Source organism: Ruegeria sp. YTSA105 (assembly GCF_059610225.1).
The window spans coordinates 42,097-57,291 of record NZ_JBXWNE010000011.1 but is presented as its reverse complement, the minus strand read 5'-3'; the positions used below and the strand labels follow the sequence as shown (position 1 = coordinate 57,291).

Below are 15,195 nucleotides of genomic sequence, written 5' to 3'. Positions count from 1 at the left end.
ACTGCCTGCCTCGCCGTTACCTGCCTTTTCCTACTCAACGCAAAATCTGCGGTATCTGAATGCGCGAAAGGCGCTCAGATCAAAAAACTGTGTGGGATTACACGACAATCCTGACGCAGCAAAGCCGGTTCAAACGGTGCTTTACCATGACATGATGCTGGTGATTGGGGCCACAATCAGCGTTGTAGTCGAATGACCTAACGCCGACCTTCACGCAGCCAACCCGCCAGAAGGAACCCACCGGCCAGCAAAAGCACCAGCCAGGGCGGTAGAACACCAGCCTGTGTTACAGAGCTGGTCTGGTAGGCATCGCGCGGGGTCAGCCCGATCCAACCGCGCCCCGATGCTGGCCGCCCAGCGCGGACATTTCGGATCGAAGGCAAACCGTCCTCGACCCGGATCACACCGCCGCGCAATTCGGCCAGAACCGGCTCAAGGATCTGATCAGTAGCAATCGTGCGCTCAAATTCTTTGGGGGCCGCAGGGCCCAACCCAATTACCGCCGAATGTTCACCCTCTTGCAGCCGATAGAGGCCAATCTCGGGGCCGAAGATCTGAGCTTCGAACCGCCCCGGAGAAACTTCGTTCAGCGTCACCTCAAGTGTCTCGCCATTGGGCTGCGTGATGGTAACTGTTCCGACGTCATCCCCCAGGGTTTGACGGATGACGCGCATGATTTGACCATTTGCTTCGGCCCACAGAGCCTCTTCCTCAAGCTCGGGTTCTTTCATCATCCAATGTGCCAATCGCCGCAGCAGTTCAAGCTGCGGACCACCGCCGTCGAAGCCACGGCTCCAGAGCCAGGCGTGGTCAGAGGCCAGCATTGCCACGCGCCCCTCTCCGACCCGGTCTAGCACCAGCAGCGGCCGGTCATCGACGCCGGTCATCAGCGTTTCACCTGATCGGAACAGGACATCAACCTGGCGCAACCATGCTCCCCAATGCTCGGAATCGCCCAGATCCGTCGTCACCGGGTGCCGGTGCCCCATATCTGTAACTGTGGGGACAAAGCGTTCTTCGATGACCCGCGCGGTGGGTTGGGCCGGAAGAATCGGCGCCAGCGGCGAGCGGAAGATACTGTCGGCACTGGCAAAATCAGGGCCAGCCGCAATCAGAACCGCACCACCATCATTGATGTAATTGGTGACATTCTCCAGATAGACCGCAGGCAGAATACCGCGCCGCTTATAGCGATCAAAGATGATCAGATCGAAATCGTTGATCTTTTCCAGAAACAGTTCTCGAGTCGGAAAAGCGATCAAAGACAACTCGTCCACAGGCACACCATCCTGCTTTTCAGGCGGTCGCAGGATCGTGAAATGCACCAGATCGACCGAGCTGTCGGATTTCAGAAGGTTCCGCCAGGTCCGTCCACCGGGATGCGGTTCACCCGAAACCAGCAGCACCCGCAGACGGTCGCGCACACCATTCATCTGAATCAGTGCGGTGTTGTTGCGGTCGGTCAACTCTCCTTCGACGCCGGGTACGGTAAACTGGATGACATTCCGCCCGCCATGGGACAGCTTGATCGGTAGCTCAACATCGACACCGATTGGAATGGTGAAATGCTCTGGCGCATTGCCATCAACCGAAATTTCCAAAGGCGCATTCGCAGCCGCAACAGGAACTGCGCCGCTATCCTCAACCCGCAACGTCAGCGTGACCGGCTCTCCGATAATGGCAAAAGCCGGTGCATTGCGGACGATCAGACGGCGGTCCCAGTCGCTGGCCCGCCCAGTCTGCAACAAGTGCATCGGTGCAGGCAGGTCAGGGGCCTGATCAACGTCATGCACGATCCCGTCCGAAAGCACGAGGATCCCCGCAATGCGCGCACGGGGTTCCTCGGCCAGGACTTTGTTCAGCGCAGCCATGACCTGTGTGCCCTCATCCCCATCGCTGTCACCCACCCGGATCCGGCGCAGCTCGGTATTGTCGCGCGCGTCGATCTCGGCCGCCAGTTCGGCAGCGGCCTGTGCGGTCTGTTCCGCGCGATCGGACAGGGTCTGGCTGGCGCTTTCATCCTCGATCATCACCACGATGTCGGTCAGCGGAGTGCGATCTTCGACCTGATAAACAGGCCCCGCCATGGCCGCGATCACGACCAGGGCGGCCAACCCGCGCAAGGCCCAGCCAGACAGGCCCCGCCACAGGGCTAGAACAACGCCTGATATGGCAATCGCGGCAACGACCATCAGAACGGGCCACGGAATCAGAGGGTCAAAGATAACGGTTCCGGTCATTGTCCCAACCTGTCCAGCAGCGCAGGCACATGGACCTGATCCGATTTGTAATTCCCGGTCAGCACATGCATCACCAGATTGACGCCAAACCGATTGGCCAATTCCCGCTGCCGCTCACCGGCATATCCGCGCCCAACCGGCAACAAGGCCTGCCCGTTTCGGTCGACGGCCCAGGCCCCGGCCCAGTCATTCCCGCCGATCACTACCGGTGTCACATTGTCGTTTAGGTTGCGGAACGGCATGCCGTCGATCTGTTCCGCATCCGGCGGGGCGGCTTCGACCCAAATCTCGGTACCAGCATATCGGCCCGGGAAATCCTGCAGCAAATAGAAGGCCCGCGTCAGAACATGGTCATCCGGAACAGGCTCTAACGAAGGGATATTCAGCGGGGCGGCCAGTTGTTGCAGCTTGCGGCCATTGGGGCTGGCTGCACCGAAACGCGCCACATCCGCGTCGCGCGTGTCGAACAAGATCATGCCGCCCGAGCGGAGATAGGCATTCAGCTTGGCATAGGCTTCGTCCGAGGGTTGCGGCTGTTCCGGCGTGATCGGCCAGTACAGCAGCGGGAAAAACGCTAGCTCGTCCCGTTCCAGATCAACGCCGATGGGCTCTGCCGGTTCGACCGAAGTGCGGAAGAACAAAGTTTGCGCCAAGCCACGCATCCCGGCGCCCGCGATATCATCAACCTGCGCGTTTCCAGTCATGACATGAGCCAGTACCAGCTCTTGCGTTGCCATCAGGGCAAAATCGGTTTCCTTGGACGTCTGTGCCTGAAGGTCAGGTGCAATCAGCAACGCACCCAGCGCCATCGCCGCGGCCCGGGCCAGCCCAAGTCGCCCCGACAACAGAAGTGACGCAATAACGTCCACCGTCAGCAAGATCAGCGCGAGGCTAAGCAAAATGCCCCCGATCGGCGTTTCGGCGCTGATTTCCTGCCCTTTGATGGGCACATCGGATGGCCAGACAGCGGGCATCAGAACCGAGTCCGCGTCCAGCACATTCAGCGCCAGTTTTTGCTTGCCGCTTTCATACAGGCCCGGCTGCAGGTCCGGCCCGATTGCGCCGGCGGCAAGATCAACCCCATCGACGCCTGCCAGATTATCTGCATCCGACAAGCCTCCAAATCCGTCCATGACCTGCAGCGGTTCCCAGGTCGTGCCCTGCAACTGCGACTCCTCTCGGGATTTCGCAGCCGAGGCGACGGCCAGCCGATCCAGCATCTCGACAAACAGGCCCGAGAGGGGAAGGCTCGACCATTCGGCATCAGCGGTGACATGGAACAGCACCACCTGCCCCAGCCCCAAGGCCTTGCGCGTGACCAGAGGCGTGCCATCCGAGAGCGATGCAATCACCCGATCGGCCAAATTTGGGTCTGGTTGCGCCATGACCTGTGTGGTCACGGAAACATCCGGTGGCACGCGCAACCCGTAGAAGGGTGAGGTTTCGGGGAACGGGGCCAGACCTTTGGCCTCACCCCAGCTCATCGCGCCGCCGACCGAACGGCCACCGCTGCGCAGGCGCACCGGCAGCAAGGTATCCTCGACATCCCGCCCCAGATCGCTGGCGGCCATGCGCGGCCCGGCAAAGCGCAACAGCAGCCCGCCCTGTTCGACCCATTCGGTCACCCCCAGTTGTTCCGCTTCGGCCAATTTCGCCACATCCGCCAGAACAATCACATCCGGATTGGCGGGCAACACATCCATCAGGCCGCCCCCGACAAAATCCGCGGTCGGGACCAAAACCTGTGTCAGATAATGCAGCGGCGACAACAGCTCTAACCCTTCACGGTTCAAACTGCCCGCAAGCAAGGCCACCTCACGCCTGCGCAGGCTGTCATCGGTCAGCGTTACGGCACCCGCCGACCGCTGACCCTGAATCTCGAACCGGGTGATTCTGGCCCGTAGTTCCGAGGGCAGCGCCAGCTCCACCTGAGCAAGCGTTTCGCCTTCAGCAAAGACGATATTGGCGGATTGCAGAACCCGCATTGCGCCCGCCGGATCGCGCCCCTGTGCCAAAATGGTCAGGATGTTTTCCGGACCAGCAGTGGCGCGTTGGGCCGTCAGTTGAATGACACCATCCTGATAGGCGGCGGGCAGAATCGCATAAACAGGCGAGCCTGACTGGTACACGGTTACTTCCCCGCGCGATTGCAACGCAGCCAGAACCGTTTCCCGACCCGCAAATTCCAGACCGTCGCTGAACCAATATGTATCAAAACCACCATCAAGCTGATCCAGCATATCGAGCACCTGATCCATCTGCAGCTGAGTTGGTTGCCAGGGCATCGGAGTCACCCCCGGAAGCCGACCCCGCCACGCTTCGGCGGCCTGAAAGACTGGGGCTTCTGGCTCCGTCAAGTTGAGCAAGGCCACCGTGCGTCCGGCGCGTCCGGCCTCGGTCAGCTGCGTATCAAGCTGGTCCTGAAGCGATGGCCAGCCGCTTGCACCTGCCCAGCTGGCATCCAGCACCAACAACAGCGGCCCCGAACCCACCTGATCCCGCGAGGGATTCAAAACCGGCCCGGCCAGACCGATAATGATCGCCGCCGCCGCCAGCATTCGCAACAGCAGCAGCCACCATGGTGTCCGATCCGAAACACTCTCGTCGTCCTTCAGCCCCAGCAGCAGCGTTACGGCCGGAAACATTCGCCGGATCGGCGCAGGCGGCACAGCGCGCAGGACCAGCCACAGGATGGGCAGGGTCAACAATCCCAGCAACACCCAAGGCGCGGTAAAGCCTATCCCAGCCAAAACCGTCATACTCTGCCCCCGTCCAAAGCGCTATACAGCCATAACAGAGCCGCCTGTGCGCTGTCGCCAGTGTGGTGCAGCCCCAGTTGCCATCCCGTCACCCGACACAAGCGCATCAAGGCATCCTTTCGTTCGGCAAGGCGCGCAAGATACCGGTCACGAAGATCAGAAGCCTTGAGCGTTTCATGCCGGGCCGAGCCGCCCACGCTTTCGAAAATGGTGCGCCCGCGATAGGGGAAATTCTCTTCACCGGGATCCAGCACCTGCAGGACCACCCCGCGCACGCCACGATCCGCAGCTTTGGACAGTGCCAGTTCAACCTCTTCCATCGGGCCAAGAAAATCAGAGATGAACACCGCCCGCGCATGGGGGATCATGGCGCGGTGCTCGGGTGGCGCATAGTCGGCTTGATCATCCTCGGACCAGGCCTGCGCAAGCCGGATGATCTGGGCATTGCCGCGCCGGGGCGGCAGGGTTGTGCCCGTCAGGCCCACACGCTCACCACCACGCGCCAGCAAGATCGAAGTTGCCAGCCCCAGCAAACGCGCGCGATCCGCCTTGGTGGGCAGCGAAGCGTCCGAGGCAAAGCGCATCGACGCGCCCTGATCCACCCACAGCATCACCGATTGGGCAATCTGCCATTCGCGTTCGCGCACAAATTGTTGATCGCCACGGGCCGAGCGGCGGTGGTCAATCATCCGGCGGCTGTCGCCAACCTGTGCCGGGCGGTATTGCCAGAAATCATCGCCCATCCCGGATCGGCGACGCCCATGGTCACCCAGCAGGACGGTTCCGGCCAGGTGTTCCGCCCGCGCCAACAGGGGCGGCAACCGAGATGCCTCGGCCTCGGATCTTTCACGAAGGGTCAGCCCGGCATTCACGCCGCAGCCTCGGTTCGGATCAACCCAAGTGCAGTCGAGTCAATCAGATCGGCCAGACTGTCACCGCGCGCCCGTGCCGCAAAGTTCAGCGCCATACGATGGCTGAGGACCGGGCGGGCCATCTCAAGAACATCTTCGGCGTTGGGGGCCAGTCGCCCCTGCAACATGGCGTTGGCACGCACCGTCATCATCAACGCCTGCGCCGCGCGGGGGCCAGGGCCCCAGGCCACGGTTTCGGCCACACGATCGGACACGCCTGCTTCGCCGGGGCGGAATGCGCGGACCAGATCCAAAATCAGTTCGACCACAGACTCGCCGACCGGCATCCGGCGCAACAGAAGTTGCGCCGCCAGCAATTCCTCTTTGGTGAAAATCTGATGAGCGTCGTCTTCTTCGACACCGGTCGTGGCCAGAAGGATATCCCGCTCGGTCTGACGATCCGGGTATTCGACGTCAATCTGCACCAAAAAGCGGTCCAACTGCGCCTCGGGCAGCGGATAGGTGCCTTCTTGTTCAATCGGGTTCTGCGTGGCCAGCACGTGAAACGGCTCATCCAGCGCACGATCCTCGCCCGCAACGGTGACGGTGCGTTCCTGCATCGCTTGCAGCAAAGCCGACTGTGTACGCGGGCTGGCGCGGTTGATCTCATCCGCCATCAGCAATTCACAGAAGATCGGGCCGGGAATGAACCGGAAGTGGCGACTGCCATCCTCGGCCGTATCCAGAACCTCGGACCCCAGAATATCAGCCGGCATCAGATCCGGCGTGAACTGGATACGGTTGCCATGCAGGCCCATCACGGTCGACAAAGTCTCAACCAGCCGGGTCTTGCCCAGCCCGGGCAAGCCGATCAGCAACGCGTGCCCGCCGCATAACAGCGCTGCCAGCGTCAGGTCCACGACCCGCTCTTGCCCGATAAAGCGTCGGGTGATCGAGGCCTTGGCCTCTTGCAGTTTAGTTTCCAGCGCTTCGATCTCGGATACGAGGTCGGCAGGTTCGCTCATGACTTTCCCTTCCGTGGACGAGTATGGTTGAAGTGTATCGCGCGAAAAGGAAATGGCAAAAGTAATGAGCGGACAAATCCCTGTGACACCTTCTCCTGATGGCATAGCGGCATCAGTCAAAGCCGCGAAAACACGGGATTTACCCCCTGTTCACCTGTGGAATCCCCCGTTTTGTGGCGATCTGGACATCAGGATCGCAAAAGATGGTTGTTGGAGTTATTTAGGCTCGCCCATCAACAGGTTCGAGCTTGTGAAGCTTTTTTCCTCAATTCTTAAGAAAGAAGAAGGCAAATATTACCTGGTGACCCCGGTCGAAAAGGTGGGAATCACGGTTGAGGATGTCCCGTTCGTCGCTGTCGACTTTGATGCCACAGGCTCAGGCGCGGCGCAGATTTTGACTTTCAGCACCCATGTGGGTGACACGGCCAAGGCCGGACCGGATCACCCGATCCGTGTTGAGTTTGATCCGAAGACCCAGGAACCCTCGCCCTATATCCTGATCCGCGCAAATCTAGAGGCGCGCATTGACCGCAAAAGCTTTTACCGACTGGTCGAGATCGGCACCGATCATGAAGACTGGTTCGGGGTGTGGTCGGGAGGTCAGTTCTTTCCGCTGATCCGCTCAGCCGATCTGGGCTGAGCGCGGCCTGCGATCCTGCGCCAGAACAACGGCGACCGCCACGATGCCCGCGCCCAGTGCGCGGGTTGAATTCCACTCATCCCCCAGCACAATCATGATCAGCATCACGTAAAATGGCGCGATGTTCATATGGAATGAGGCCAGCGCCACGCCCAGCTTTCCAACCGAAGCAACGAACAGGATCTGGCTCAGCCCCAGCGAAATCAGCGCGTAAATCCCCAGCATCCCGATCTGCTGCCCGTCAATCGCAACCTTAGGCACCACATCCATACCCAGCAGCCCAGCGGCAAAGCACAAGATCACGGCCATGGCAAAGCCCCCGATCAACGTGATCGTCGCGCGCCCGGTCTGGCTGAGTTCAGGAAAATCGCGCGCTGTGGTCATGCTGCCCCAACTGAAAAAGACGACCGACACGACCGCGCATAAGGCCCCAAGGCCCAGCTGCGCCGGGGCGACGGCGCTGGTGGCGATCAGCCCGCCGATAATTGAAACCAGAACGCCCAGGCCAAAATTCCAGCTCAGCCGACGTGTGCCCGCCTTAAGCTCTAGAAGGGTTGCGATTAGTGGCGCGCAAGAGGCGATGATGACGACGGTTACCGGATCGGTCAGCTTTTGCGCCAGGATCAGCAGGAACATCGGGCAGCCAAAGCCAAACGCTCCGACAATCATCGCCCATCCCCATCTGGCCCTTAGAATACGGCTGGGACCGTCCAGCATCAGCCAGATCGGCAGCAGCACCAGAACCGCCAGACCCAGCCGTGCCGCCAGCAAGCCCACCGGCGACCAGCTTTGCAACAAGACCTCCGCCGCCGGAAAGCCTGCGGCCCATGCCAGCATCGAGGCAACCGCCAACCCGTTGCCAGACAAGGCGGAGTTGCGGTCGGCGGACATAGGAATAGCGGTCCCGCGCACGGGGTCGGGGCTCATTGCCATGGGTCATACCTCTGGTCAAAGCGGCGTCAGAAATGATTCGCCGCATTGTCCCGAACGTCACTGAATTAAACCGGGTGATCTGGCCGATTTTCGACAATCTGTCGTTTTCAGTCCCTTTCGCTGAAATCACCCGACCGATATGGTCCGGCGAACAGACACGCAAAGGCCATCCATGCCCAAATTCGCTGCAAATATCTCACTGCTCTTTGCCGAACTGCCCTATCTCGACAGGTTTCAAGCTGCCGCGCAGGCCGGGTTCAAGGCTGTTGAGGTTCTGTTTCCCTATGATCTGGCTACCAAGGAAACCCGCCGTGCTCTGCTGGCTAATGGGCTCGACCTGGTGCTGATCAACGCGCCGCCACCCAACTACACCGGCGGCACTCCCGGATATGCCGCCGTTCCGGGCGGTGAGGCGCGGTTCCAGTCCGACATCCGCCGTGTTCTACGCTATGCTCAGGCGCTACGGCCCGAAAAAATCCACATCATGTCCGGATATTCCTCGGGCGCGGATGCTATGGATTGCTTTGTTCAAAACCTGCAATGGGCAGCAGACCACGCGCCCCAACAGCCGTTCACGATCGAACCGCTCAACCCGGTGTCACAGCCTGAATATTTCCTGAACTCTTACGATCTGGCCGCCGAGGTTTTGGATCGCGTGAACCGGCCCAATGTCGGCCTGCAATATGACAGCTTCCACGCCCAGATGATCCATGGCAACGCGCTGCAAGTCTGGAAGGATTACCAAGACCGCATCGTGCATGCCCAGATCGGAGCGGCCCCGGATCGCTCAGAGCCCGGTCGAGGTGAGATGAATTTTGCCGAGTTGTTCCGAGCGATTGATGACAGCGGCTACACCGGCTGGGTCAGTGCCGAATATCAGCCCTCGATCCAACGTACCGTCGAGACGCTCGGCTGGATGCACCTTTAATTGTCCGCTGGCACTGGTATTACCCGGAAAAATGGCGCAGATCAGTGCCACTCACACCAAGGATGTCCGGATGATCCCTGCCCGCTATGCCCGCGCCCTGTTCAGCCTGATCATGTCAGGCATGATGTCCTGCATCGTCACCGGTATCGCCACGGCCAAGGCCGTCGGTTTCGGTCCCGCGACGCTGGGCGACTGGATGGGCTCATGGGTTTTCTCCTGGCCCATCGCGTTCACAGTTATCCTACTGCTGGGCCCCAGCGTGCAACGGATGGTCAACCGCATGGTCAGACCACAGGGCTGACCCGCCGCGAAGAGGGCCCGCAGGGCTTGATGAACGGCGGCGCTAGTGCGCCTCGGCCCAATTCGCGCCCTGTCCCGCATCAACGCTGAGTTTCACATCCAGTTTCACCGCTGGGTCCGAGGCCCCCTCCATCACGTCGCGCGCCGCGTCGATCAGCGGTTCAACGGCGTCCTCGGATACTTCGAACAGCAATTCGTCATGCACTTGCAGCAACATTTTCGCAGGCAACCCATGGATCGCATCCGGCATCCGCACCATGGCGCGTCGGATCACGTCGGCCGCAGTGCCTTGAATCGGAGCGTTGATCGCCGCCCGACGCGAGAATCCGGCATGCGGCCCCTTGGCGTTGATCTCGGGCGTATGGATTTTGCGCCCGAATAGGGTCTGCACATAGCCATTCTCTTTGGCAAAGGCGACGGTGTCGTCCATATAGGTCCGGATGCCGGGGAAGCGCTCGAAATAGCGGTCGATAAAGCCCTGCGCCTCGGCCCGTGGAATACGCAGGTTGCGCGCCAGACCAAAACCCGAGATGCCATAGATCACACCAAAGTTGATCGCCTTGGCCTGACGGCGAATATCCGGCGTCATCTCATCCAGCGGCACGTCGAACATTTCCGACGCGGTCATGGCGTGAATGTCCAACCCATCAGTAAACGCCTGTTTCAAGGCCGGAATATCGGCAATATGCGCCAGAATGCGCAGCTCGATCTGGCTATAGTCGAGGCTGACCAGCACATTTCCCGGCTCGGCAATGAACGCCTCGCGGATACGGCGGCCTTCTTCGGTGCGCACAGGGATGTTCTGCAGGTTCGGATCGGTCGAGGCCAAACGACCGGTGTTCGCCCCGGTGATCGAATAGGATGTATGTACCCGGCCCGTATCGGGGTTGATATGGGTCTGCAGCGCGTCCGTATAGGTCGATTTCAGTTTCGACAGCTGCCGCCAATCCAGCACCCGACGCGGCAATTCATGCTCGGTCGCCAGATCCTCAAGGATATCGGCCCCGGTTGAATATTTACCGGTCTTGCCCTTCTTGCCGCCTTCCAGACTCATCTTGTCGAACAGAATCTCGCCCAGCTGAGCGGGCGAGCCTACATTGAAGCTTTCACCAGCCAACTCGTGGATTTCAGCCTCTAACCCGGCCATTTTCTGGGCAAACGCGTTGGACATGCGGCTGAGGACATCGCGGTCAACCTTGATGCCATGCATCTCCATTTCGGCCAGAACCGGCACCAGCGGGCGTTCCAACGTTTCATAGACGGTCGTCACCTGCACCTGATGCAGTTGCGGCTTGAACAGTTTCCACAGGCGCAGCGTTATATCAGCGTCCTCGGCCGCATAGGCGGTCGCTTCATCAATCGGAACCTTGTCGAATGTGATCGCCGATTTGCCGGATCCCAGCAGCGGTTTGATCGGGATCGGCGTGTGGTTCAGATAACGCTCGGACAGGGTGTCCATGCCATGCCCATGCTCGCCGCCATGCATCGCATAGGACATCAACATCGTGTCATCAATCGGCGCCACATCCACGCCATAGCGGGTAAAAATCTTGGCATCGTATTTCATGTTTTGCCCGATCTTGAGGATCGACGGGTCCTCTAACATCGGTTTTATCAGTGTTAGAGCCTGTTCAATCGGCATTTGCCCCTCGGCCAGCGCGTCCGACCCGAACAGATCGTCGGTGGCGCTTTGACGATGGATCAATGGGATATAGCAGGCCTCGCCCGGCTCAATGCAGAGCGAAATGCCAACCAGATCTGCGATCATCTCGTTCAGCCCGGTGGTCTCGGTGTCCACTGCAACCCAGCCACGCTCATAGGCCTGGTCTATCCATTTCTGCAAAGCCCCCGCGTCGCGGACGCATTCATACTTCGACGCGTCGAATGGAATGTCTTCAGCCTCGGCCACATCTGCAACGGGCGCAGGCGCGTCTGCAATCACCGGTGCCTCGGCCCCCAGCTTGTCCGCTATGCGCTTGGTGAGGGTGCGGAACTCCATCTCAGCAAGAAAGCCCAGCAGAGTGTCCGGTTCAGGGTCTTGCACCTCAAGATCGTCTAAGGTGAAATCCAGCGGCGTATTCTCATCCAACTGCACCAGTCTTTTCGACAGCTCAATCTGGGCGCGTTTGTCGATCAGGGTCTGGCGGCGTTTGGGTTGTTTGATCTCTTCGGCGCGGTCCAGCAGGGTTTCCAGATCCCCAAATTCATTGATCAAAAGCGCCGCCGTCTTGATCCCAATGCCCGGAGCCCCCGGCACATTGTCCACGCTGTCCCCGGCCAGCGCCTGCACGTCCACCACACGTTCCGGCCCGACGCCGAATTTCTCGAACACGCCATCGCGGTCGATGCGTTTGTTCTTCATCGCATCCAGCATTTCGACCCCATCGCCGACCAGCTGCATCAGGTCCTTGTCGGAACTGACGATCGTGACGCGACCACCCGCCTCACGCGCCTGTATGGCAAGGGTGGCAATGATGTCGTCGGCCTCATAGCCCTCAAGCTCTTTGCAGGCGATATTGAAGGCGCGGGTCGCCTCGCGGGTCAGGGGCATCTGAGGGCGCAGATCCTCGGGCATGGCCTCGCGGTTGGCCTTGTAAAGGTCATACATATCGTTGCGGAACGTATGAGAGCCCTTGTCGAAGATCACCGCCACATGGGTAGGCGCGTCTGGCCCGGTGTTTCCTTCGACATATTTCTGCAGCATGTTGCAAAAGCCCGACACGGCCCCAATCGGCAACCCATCTGACTTCCGCGTCAGCGGCGGCAGCGCGTGATAGGCCCTGAAGATAAAGGCCGATCCGTCAATAAGATGAAGGTGACACCCTTTTCCGAAATTGCTCATGCGCGCGCTCCCTGTCGGTCAGGGATGGTTCTGCCACAGGGGCGCACGGGTGACCAGTACAGAAGGTGAACTATCCGCCGAACAGGCCGCCAAATACATCCGAAAAGCTGTTGAGCAGCGCCATGATGACCAGCACACCGAGGAAAGCGAAAAACGCAAAAGCAAAGAACTGAAACAGGATTGCGCCGATGCCGATTGCGATACCCGCAATGGCCGGGCGCAGTTTTTCGTGGCGCAGAATGCCTATGGCCGACAGGATGACGGCCAATCCTCCCAAAAGGGCTACGCCGATCTGCAGAAAGTCGTCCAGATCACGGACCCGGGCCACCGGCTCGGGTTGGTCCAGCCCGGCGGCCGAGCGCAGGGTGGATTTTCCAAGCTCGGCTGCAAGCTCTCCCAAAGACACGCCAGTCGATTGTTGCGGTGCGAATGGCCCGGCCCAGAACAGGAACAGGGCGCCCAACAGGGCCATCGCGGAAACACTAAAACCAATCCATCCGAAGACCGGTTGGTTGGTATTTTGGATACTGGCGTCCATCAACACACTTCCTCCATTGAGCCGGCGCAAAGCTATCGTCAGAACACGACATTAGTTGGGCAGGTTAGACCTTGCCTGATTGGTTTATCAAGCAGGACAAAGTGATCGAGTAAGGCAATGGCACCCATGTGCCGAAGTCTTCATTCGCGGCCCACAGCACCTCACCGGTCCAGACATTGCAGGTTCGAAGCGCGTTGAAACGCCCTCTGACCTTAAGAACTGATTGTGGTTGGAAAAACCCGGCACCCAGGAGGCCTGTAGATCGGCCCGCTGACCAGGGCGATTTCGATCGTATCATCGCCCTGCGCCCGATTTCCCGATCCGGTTAGAAGCATTCCGATAGCGGCGGCCAGAAAATAGCCAACAGCTCCAATGATCAGGCAGAGGTAAAACCTGCCCGCGGCTTTGCACATTCAGGCGCTGGCATGGTGCCCCTTCAAGACATACTTGCAGTCGCAATAGGGGCACTCGACCCAGCCGATGTCTTCGGGGATCTGCAACCAGACGCGTGGATGGCCCAATGCACCTTCGCCGCCATCACAGGCGACACGAGAGGTTTCGACGATCTTGGTTTCCGGCGCTTCGATTGTCACGGCTGGCGATCCTTCACTGGTTGTCGGCCTCGCGGGCATGCATTAGGTGCGTTTATGAGCGATGAGCAAACCGGGGGCAAGAGCCACATGGACAATGCGGCAATCAGGATCGAAGGGCTGCGCAAGACCTATCGCGGCAGAAAGGGCCAGCCTGAAAAGCAGGCGCTGAGGGGCATCGACCTGACAATCCCGCGCGGTTCAGTCTTTGGATTGCTGGGGCCGAACGGGGCTGGGAAATCGACCCTGATCAACATTCTGGCCGGGTTGGTGGTGAAATCTGCAGGCCATGTGTCGATCTGGGGTCATGACCAAGACCGCAACCCGCGCCAATCTCGCGCTGCCATCGGCGTTATGCCGCAAGAGCTGAATCTGGACCCTTTCTTTACCCCGCGCGGTGCTTTGGAGGTTCAGGCTGGCCTATATGGTGTACCAAAGGCGCAGCGGCGCAGTGATGAAATCCTCGAACTGGTTGGCCTCAGCGACAAGGCCGAGGCCTATGCCCGCACCCTGTCCGGCGGTATGCGGCGCCGGTTGCTGTTGGCCAAGGCTTTGGTGCATAACCCCAAAGTGCTGGTTCTGGACGAACCCACGGCGGGCGTGGATATCGAGCTGCGCCAAATGCTCTGGGCCAACGTGCGCAAGCTGAACCAGCAGGGCATGACCATCATCCTGACGACGCATTACCTGGAAGAAGCACAGGAGATGTGCGACCAGATCGCCATCATCAACCATGGCGAAAAGATCGCACAGGACAGCACGGCAGACCTGCTGAGCCGCATGGATGGTCGGACGATGGTAATTATTCCGGATGGCCCCGTCACTAAACTGCCTGCGACCGAGGGAGTCGAGGCCACACTGCGCGACGATGGCAGCCTGGTGCTGCGCTATCGCAGTGCCCAGACCAGTGCCGAACAGGTTCTGGAATCCGTCAGGGCCGTGGGCATCCGTATCCGGGACGTTCGCACCGAAGAAGCGGATCTTGAGGATGTGTTCCTGGCCCTGACCTCGACCCGGGCGGGCGATGTCCCGGCAGCTGATCTTGATCAGCCGCGCCGGGGATTGCACCGGGTTAAGCTTTAGGCGCGGTCGATCCGCGCGTGATAGCAGTTATTCGACGCGGATCTGATGTGGATATAGGCGACATCCGCGCGGGCAAAGATACCCCCGGCAGCGTTTTGCAATTCCGCCTGCGGCGTAATGATCCCGGTGCCGTAAACAATCCTGTCGTCCGATCCGTACCCTTTAATCAGATAATTGGGTGAGGCGGTCAGCGCCTCGGGCAGGTTGGTGAGATCCTCATAGCGCTGACAATGCTCTACACAAAGGTAAATCGGCCCGGTTTCAGCAAAAGGTTGTGTCGCTGGAAAGGGCCGGTGGGCCAGCACCAGCATTTCCTTTCCCTTGGGAATATAGGTCAGGCAATGACGGCAGGGGTTTCCTTCCCCGTTCGATATCGCCCGTTCGGGCGGGTTGCCATAACCATCAGGCGCGCCTTGGCGATAGGCCTGAACCTGCGCGGTGGGGAGGGCAGATATTTTGTGCATGT

Annotated in this window: 13 protein-coding genes; 4 read left to right on the top strand and 9 right to left on the bottom strand. The window is 59.9% G+C overall.

From position 1 onward, the window contains the following. Positions 1 to 197: 197 nt before the first annotated feature. From AC2FH2_RS14250 to AC2FH2_RS14235, 4 genes are read right to left on the bottom strand one after another with little or no spacing between them, the layout of a single operon-like run. Positions 198 to 2,240 carry a hypothetical protein gene (locus AC2FH2_RS14250; RefSeq protein ID WP_496824052.1) on the bottom strand — a complete coding sequence of 681 codons (2,043 nt, stop codon included), beginning with the start codon at positions 2,238 to 2,240 and terminating at the stop codon, positions 198 to 200. Further along, on the bottom strand, positions 2,237 to 4,999 hold the full coding sequence (locus AC2FH2_RS14245; protein WP_496824050.1) for a DUF4159 domain-containing protein: 2,763 nt from the start codon (positions 4,997 to 4,999) through the stop codon (positions 2,237 to 2,239). Before AC2FH2_RS14245 ends, AC2FH2_RS14250 begins: the two co-directional genes overlap by 4 nt. After that, positions 4,996 to 5,871, bottom strand: coding sequence for a DUF58 domain-containing protein (locus tag AC2FH2_RS14240; RefSeq protein ID WP_271951826.1), 876 nt, complete (start codon positions 5,869 to 5,871; stop codon positions 4,996 to 4,998). Before AC2FH2_RS14240 ends, AC2FH2_RS14245 begins: the two co-directional genes overlap by 4 nt. Further along, entirely contained in the window at positions 5,868 to 6,875 is a 1,008-nt protein-coding gene (locus tag AC2FH2_RS14235; protein WP_271951824.1) for an AAA family ATPase, read from the bottom strand. Before AC2FH2_RS14235 ends, AC2FH2_RS14240 begins: the two co-directional genes overlap by 4 nt. A 64-nt stretch (positions 6,876 to 6,939) precedes the next feature. Between AC2FH2_RS14235 and AC2FH2_RS14230 the strand changes: the two genes are divergently transcribed. Next, positions 6,940 to 7,515 (top strand): DUF1285 domain-containing protein, encoded by a 576-nt coding sequence (locus AC2FH2_RS14230; protein ID WP_271951822.1) that lies wholly within the window; start codon positions 6,940 to 6,942, stop codon positions 7,513 to 7,515. Here AC2FH2_RS14230 and AC2FH2_RS14225 read toward each other — a convergent pair. Further along, the gene (locus AC2FH2_RS14225; RefSeq protein ID WP_496824048.1) at positions 7,498 to 8,442 is read right to left on the bottom strand and encodes a DMT family transporter; all 945 of its coding nucleotides are present in this window, start codon (positions 8,440 to 8,442) and stop codon (positions 7,498 to 7,500) included. The two genes, AC2FH2_RS14230 and AC2FH2_RS14225, sit on opposite strands and share 18 nt — an antisense overlap. A gap of 178 nt (positions 8,443 to 8,620) precedes the next feature. Here AC2FH2_RS14225 and AC2FH2_RS14220 point away from each other — a divergent pair, with 178 nt between their 5' ends. Beyond that, positions 8,621 to 9,376: a hydroxypyruvate isomerase family protein gene (locus AC2FH2_RS14220; RefSeq protein WP_496824046.1), complete on the top strand. Its 756-nt coding sequence runs from the start codon at positions 8,621 to 8,623 to the stop codon at positions 9,374 to 9,376. A 31-nt stretch (positions 9,377 to 9,407) separates the two neighbouring features. Next, positions 9,408 to 9,677: a DUF2798 domain-containing protein gene (locus AC2FH2_RS14215; protein ID WP_342782020.1), complete on the top strand. Its 270-nt coding sequence runs from the start codon at positions 9,408 to 9,410 to the stop codon at positions 9,675 to 9,677. Positions 9,678 to 9,719: 42 nt separating this feature from the next. Here AC2FH2_RS14215 and polA read toward each other — a convergent pair whose 3' ends face one another. From polA to AC2FH2_RS14200, 3 genes are all read right to left on the bottom strand, one after another. Then, the gene (polA, locus tag AC2FH2_RS14210) at positions 9,720 to 12,518 is read right to left on the bottom strand and encodes a DNA polymerase I (RefSeq protein ID WP_496824044.1); all 2,799 of its coding nucleotides are present in this window, start codon (positions 12,516 to 12,518) and stop codon (positions 9,720 to 9,722) included. A 70-nt stretch (positions 12,519 to 12,588) separates the two neighbouring features. Next, a complete protein-coding gene (locus tag AC2FH2_RS14205) occupies positions 12,589 to 13,056 on the bottom strand; it encodes a hypothetical protein (RefSeq protein WP_281973333.1) in 468 nt (155 codons plus the stop codon). Between the two features lie 413 nt (positions 13,057 to 13,469). Then, entirely contained in the window at positions 13,470 to 13,649 is a 180-nt protein-coding gene (locus AC2FH2_RS14200; protein ID WP_282027669.1) for a zinc-finger domain-containing protein, read from the bottom strand. 87 nt (positions 13,650 to 13,736) lie between these two features. On the opposite strand from AC2FH2_RS14200, the gene AC2FH2_RS14195 reads away from it, so the two are divergent. After that, positions 13,737 to 14,729: an ABC transporter ATP-binding protein gene (locus AC2FH2_RS14195; RefSeq protein ID WP_496824104.1), complete on the top strand. Its 993-nt coding sequence runs from the start codon at positions 13,737 to 13,739 to the stop codon at positions 14,727 to 14,729. On the opposite strand, the gene AC2FH2_RS14190 is transcribed toward AC2FH2_RS14195, so the two are convergent. Next, complete coding sequence (locus tag AC2FH2_RS14190) at positions 14,726 to 15,193, bottom strand: DUF1203 domain-containing protein (protein ID WP_496694304.1); 468 nt, start codon at positions 15,191 to 15,193, stop codon at positions 14,726 to 14,728. The two genes, AC2FH2_RS14195 and AC2FH2_RS14190, sit on opposite strands and share 4 nt — an antisense overlap. Positions 15,194 to 15,195 lie beyond the last annotated feature (2 nt).